The sequence below is a fragment of the Phenylobacterium sp. genome (genome assembly GCF_035276905.1).
Classification (GTDB): Bacteria; Pseudomonadota; Alphaproteobacteria; order Caulobacterales; family Caulobacteraceae; genus Phenylobacterium.
In genome coordinates this window covers 1-4637 of sequence record NZ_DATELG010000141.1, presented here as the reverse complement: position 1 = coordinate 4637, position 4637 = coordinate 1, and the positions used below count along the sequence as shown (strand labels likewise).

6 protein-coding genes are annotated in these 4637 nt (G+C 70.9%); 2 read left to right on the top strand and 4 right to left on the bottom strand.

Features of this window, described 5'->3' with window-relative positions:
• A partial coding sequence (locus tag VJS38_RS06460) for a Smr/MutS family protein (RefSeq protein WP_324087334.1) occupies nt 1–412 on the top strand: 412 nt, incomplete at its 5' end.
• A 27-nt stretch (nt 413–439) separates the two neighbouring features.
• Here the strand turns inward: VJS38_RS06460 and VJS38_RS06455 are convergent.
• From VJS38_RS06455 to bioF, 4 genes are read right to left on the bottom strand one after another with little or no spacing between them, the layout of a single operon-like run.
• The gene (locus VJS38_RS06455) at nt 440–1201 is read right to left on the bottom strand and encodes an ABC transporter permease (protein ID WP_324087333.1); all 762 of its coding nucleotides are present in this window, start codon (nt 1199–1201) and stop codon (nt 440–442) included.
• Entirely contained in the window at nt 1198–2124 is a 927-nt protein-coding gene (locus tag VJS38_RS06450; RefSeq protein ID WP_324087332.1) for an ABC transporter ATP-binding protein, read from the bottom strand. The genes VJS38_RS06455 and VJS38_RS06450 overlap by 4 nt, the downstream gene beginning before the upstream one ends.
• Before the next feature lie 45 nt (nt 2125–2169).
• Nucleotides 2170–2859, bottom strand: a complete 690-nt coding sequence (bioD, locus tag VJS38_RS06445; RefSeq protein ID WP_324087331.1) for a dethiobiotin synthase — start codon at nt 2857–2859, stop codon at nt 2170–2172.
• On the bottom strand, nt 2844–3995 hold the full coding sequence (gene bioF, locus VJS38_RS06440; RefSeq protein ID WP_324087330.1) for an 8-amino-7-oxononanoate synthase: 1152 nt from the start codon (nt 3993–3995) through the stop codon (nt 2844–2846). Before bioF ends, bioD begins: the two co-directional genes overlap by 16 nt.
• 68 nt (nt 3996–4063) lie before the next feature.
• Here bioF and VJS38_RS06435 point away from each other — a divergent pair.
• Nucleotides 4064–4637, top strand: a 574-nt coding sequence (locus tag VJS38_RS06435; protein ID WP_324087329.1) for an aminotransferase class III-fold pyridoxal phosphate-dependent enzyme, incomplete at its 3' end; no start/stop codon positions are given.

Below are 4637 nucleotides of genomic sequence, written 5' to 3'. Positions count from 1 at the left end.
CGACTCTCCGGCCCACGTGCCGCCGAAGCCCGCCGCGCTGGCGAAGGCGCAGGCCCGCAAGCCGGCCCGCCCGCGCGAACGCGTCGACGGCATCGAGCCCAACCGCCATCACCGCATCGCCCGCGAGCGCGACGAGATCGCCGCGCGCCTCGACCTGCACGGCTACGACCAGGACCGCGCCCGCGCGGTGCTCGAAAGCTTCCTGCACCGGGCCTGGGACGAGGGTTTCCGCGCCGTGCTGGTGATCACCGGCAAGGGCCTACAGGGCGACGGGATCCTGCGCCGCCGCACGCCCGAGTGGCTGGCCGCGCCGCACTTGGCGAAGATCGTCGCCGGCGTCTCCGAGGCCCATCGCCGCCACGGCGGGGCCGGCGCGCTCTATGTGGCGCTGAAGCGAAGGCCGAGGGGGTAGTTCCGTCCCTTAACTAAGGGAGGGATTTCACGTCCGCAGCCGCCAGCCCGTGGCGAAGATCCGGCCGACGATCACCACGCACACCAGCATGAAGCCGGCGGTGGCCGCGAGGCTCAGGCCCACGCCGACGTCGGAGATCCCGTAGAAGGCCCAGCGGAAGCCGCTGATCAGATAGACCACCGGGTTGAACAGGGCGATCTTCTGCCAGATCTCGGGCAGCATCCGGATCGAGTAGAAGCTGCCGCCGAGGAAGGTCAGCGGCGTGATCACCAGCATTGGGATGATCGACAGCTTCTCCCAGCCGTCCGCCCAGACGCCGGTGATGAAGCCGAACAGGCTGAAGGTGACCGCGGTCAGCACCAGGAAGGCGACCATCCAGACCGGATGGGCGATCTCGAAGGGCACGAACAGCCGCGCCGTGATCAGGATCACCGTGCCCAGGATCACCGACTTCGAAGCCGCGGCGCCGACATACCCGCAGAGGATCTCGGCCGCCGAGATCGGCGCCGACAGCACCTCGTAGATCGTTCCGGCGAACTTCGGCATGTAGATCCCGAACGAGCCGTTGGAGATGCTCTCGGTCAGGATCGACAGCATGATCAGGCCGGGCACGATGAAGGCGCCGTAGGAGACCCCGTCGACGCTGGCCATGCGCTTGCCGATCGCCGCCCCGAAGACGATGAAATAGAGCGAGGTCGTGATCACCGGGGCGGCGATCGACTGGATCAGGGTGCGGAAGGTCCGCGCCATCTCGAACTTGTAGATGGCCGCGACGGCGTGGACGTTCATGCGCGGCTCCTCACCAGGCTGACGAAGATCTCTTCGAGCGAGCTCTGGCTGGTCTGCAGGTCCTTGAAGTCGACGCCGCGCTTGGAAAGCTCGCGCAGAAGATCGGCGATGCCGGTGTGCTCGGCCTGGGCGTCGAAGGTGTAGACCAGCTCCTGGCCGCCGGCCGCCAGCTCCAGCTGGTAGCCGTCGAGGCCGGCGGGCAGGGTGGTCAGCTGCTCCTGCAAATTGAGCGTCAGCTGCTTCTTGCCGAGCTTGCGCATGAGGACGGTCTTCTCCTCGACCAGGATCAGCTCGCCCTTGGAGATGACGCCGATGCGGTCGGCCATCTCCTCGGCCTCTTCGATGTAGTGGGTGGTCAGGATGATGGTGACGCCGCTCTCGCGAAGCCCGCGGACCATCTCCCACATGTCGCGCCGAAGCTCGACGTCGACGCCGGCGGTGGGCTCGTCGAGGAACAGGATCCGCGGCTCGTGGCTCAGCGCCTTGGCGATCATCACCCGCCGCTTCATGCCGCCGGACAGGGCCCGCAGCTGGGCATCCTTCTTGTCCCACAGCGACAGGTCCCGCAGCACCTTCTCGATGTAGGCCGGGTTGGGCGCCTTGCCGAACAGGCCGCGCGAGAAGGAGACCGTCGCCCAGACCGTCTCGAAGGCGTCGGTGGCCAGCTCCTGCGGCACCAGGCCGATCTTCTCGCGCGCGGCGCGGAAGTCCTTCCGGATGTCGTGGCCGTCGGCCACCACGCGGCCGGCGGTCGGCTTGACCAGGCCGCAGACCACGCCGATCAGCGTCGTCTTGCCTGCGCCGTTCGGCCCCAGCAGGGCGAAGATCTCGCCCTGGCGGATCGTCAGGTCGACGCCCTTCAGCGCCTGGAACCCGCCGGCGTAGGTCTTGGCGAGGCCCTCGATGGTGATGATCGGCTGCACGGGTCACCCTCGGATCGCGCGGTGAAGGTAGGGAAGCGGCGGCGCCTACGCCAGGACCAGCGAGAGCAGCGCCTCGGCCCAAGGACGCTCGTCGCCGCGACGCGCCGACACCACGGGGACGTCGCCGGCGAAGCTGCGCACCAGCTCCACCGTCTCGGCGAAGTCGGGCGCTTCGGCGTCGGCGTCCTCGCTGACCGCCAGGGCCAGGACCGGCAGGCGGCGCGCGCGCAGGACCTCCAGGGCGGTGAGGACGTGGCTGACCGCGCCCAGATAGGCGCCGCCGACCAGGATCGAGGGCAGGGCCAGATCCTCCGGCAGGTCGAGGGCCGTCCCATCCTCGGCGATCGGCGACATCAGCCCGCCCGCGCCCTCGAGCAGCTTCAGCTCGGCTGGGCTGCGCTCCAGCCATTCGGCGCAGCGCTCCACGATCGCGGCGATCTCCAGGCGCACGCCTTCGCGCCGGGCGGCGATCGGCGGGGCCAGCGGGGCTGTGAAGCGCAGCGGGGAGACCGAGTCGAGCTCGGCCTCGCCGAGGCCCAGCGCGTCCAGCAGCCGGCCCGCGTCGCTCTCCGCCCAGCGGGCGGGTTCGAAGCCGCTCAGCACCGGCTTGAAGGCGTCGCAGGCGAGGCCCCGGGCGCGCGCCGCACGGATCAGGGCGCAGGCGACGTGGGTCTTGCCGATGTCGGTGTGGGCGCCGGCGACGAAGAGCGCCGGCGCGTTCAGCGCGGAAGCCATGGCCGCAGGGCCTCGATCAGCTGGTCGACCTGCTCCTCGGTGTGCTCCGACGAGAACGCCAACCTGAGCCGCGCGGTCCCGGCCGGAACCGTCGGCGGGCGGATCGCCACCGCCAGCAGGCCTCTGGCCTCCAGGTCGCGGGCGGCCGCCAGCGCGGTCTCGGCCTCGCCGAGCACGATCGGCACCACCGCGCTCTCGGCGGCCGGCAGGTTGAGGGCGGCGGTCAGGCGCCGGGCGCGGGCGATGGGGCCGGCGACGCGCTCGGGCTCGCGGGCGATGACGTCGAGCGCGGCCAGGGCCGCTGCGACGTTCGCCGGAGGCAGGCCGGTCGAATAGACCACCGTGCGGGATCGGGTCTTGATAAAGTCGATCACCGGCTTGGTCGCGCAGACGTAGGCCCCGTAGCCGCCGATCGCCTTGGACAGCGTGCCCATCTGCAGGTCGACGCGGGCGTCCGCAAACAGCTTCGCCGTTCCGCTGCCGTCGCCGACCACCCCCAGGCCGTGGGCGTCGTCCACCAGCAGCCAGGCGTCATGCGCCCGCGCCGCGCGGCTGATCTCGTCCAGCGGGGCTATGTCGCCGTCCATCGAGAAGACCCCGTCGGTGGCGATCAGCGTCCTGCCGGCCTCGCCCCGCAGGGAGGCCAGCTTGGCGGAGAGGTCGGCGACGTCGTTGTGGCGGAAGGCGACGGTCTGCGCGCTGGAAAGCTTCGCGCCGCTCCAGATGCAGGCGTGCGCCAGCTCATCGACCAGGATGAGGTCCCCGGGTCCGACGAAGGTCGGGATGATGCCGGCGTTGGCCAGGTAGCCGGAGCCGAAGATGCAGGCGGCCTCGGTCCCCTTCAGCGCCGCGAGCCGCGCCTCCAGCTCGGCGAACAGCGGGTTGTCGCCGGTGATCAGCCGCGAGGCCCCGGACCCGGTCCCATAGGTTTCGATGGCCGCCTGGGCGGCGGCCTTGACCGCGGGGTGATGCGAGAGGCCCAGGTAGTCGTTGCAGGAGAAGGAGACCAGCCGCCGGCCGCCGCGCTCGACGAAGACGCCGTCCCGGCGCCCGGTCGGCCGCAGGGTGCGCAGCAGGCTGGAGGCGGCGAGCTGGTCGATCTTGCCTTGGGCGAAGGCGGTCAGGGTGTCGGTCACGCGTCCGCTATGCCCCACCTTTGACACGTGCGAAAGAGCCGCGGCCGAAACTCTCGCGGAGCCCGTCGATGCCGTCCCCAACCTCTGGCGCGCCCGATTGGCTGGCGGCAGGCGCGCGCCATGTCTGGCGCCCCTACTGCCAGATGAAGACCGCCCCCGCGCCGCTCGCCGTCGCGCGGACGGAAGGCGCGCGCCTGATCCTGGAAGACGGGCGCGAGCTGGTCGACGGCGTGGCCTCCTGGTGGACCGCCTGCCACGGCTACAACCACCCGCACATCCGCCAGGCGGTGGAGCGGCAGCTCGCGCGCGCGCCGCACGTGATGTTCGGCGGTCTGGCGCACGCGCCGGCCTATCGGCTGGCGAGCCGGCTCGCCGCCCTGCTGCCCGGCGACCTCGACCATGTCTTCTTCGCCGAGTCCGGCTCGGTCTCGGTGGAGATCGCGATGAAGATGGCGCTGCAGTACTGGATCAACCGCGGCGTCACCGGCCGCACCCGGTTCCTGTCCTTCCTCGGCGGCTATCACGGCGACACGCTCGCGACGATGACGATCTGCGACCCGGAGGAGGGGATGCACAGCCTCTTCGCGGGCGTCATGCCGGCGCAGCACGTGACGGCGCTGCCGACCGACGAGGCCTCGGAGG

Excerpts from the sequence above, each read along its gene's own strand:
- VJS38_RS06455 (WP_324087333.1), bottom strand. The coding sequence starts at position 1,201 with ATGAACGTCCACGCCGTCGCGGCCATCTACAAGTTCGAGATGGCGCGG.
- bioD (WP_324087331.1), bottom strand. The coding sequence starts at position 2,859 with ATGGCTTCCGCGCTGAACGCGCCGGCGCTCTTCGTCGCCGGCGCCCAC.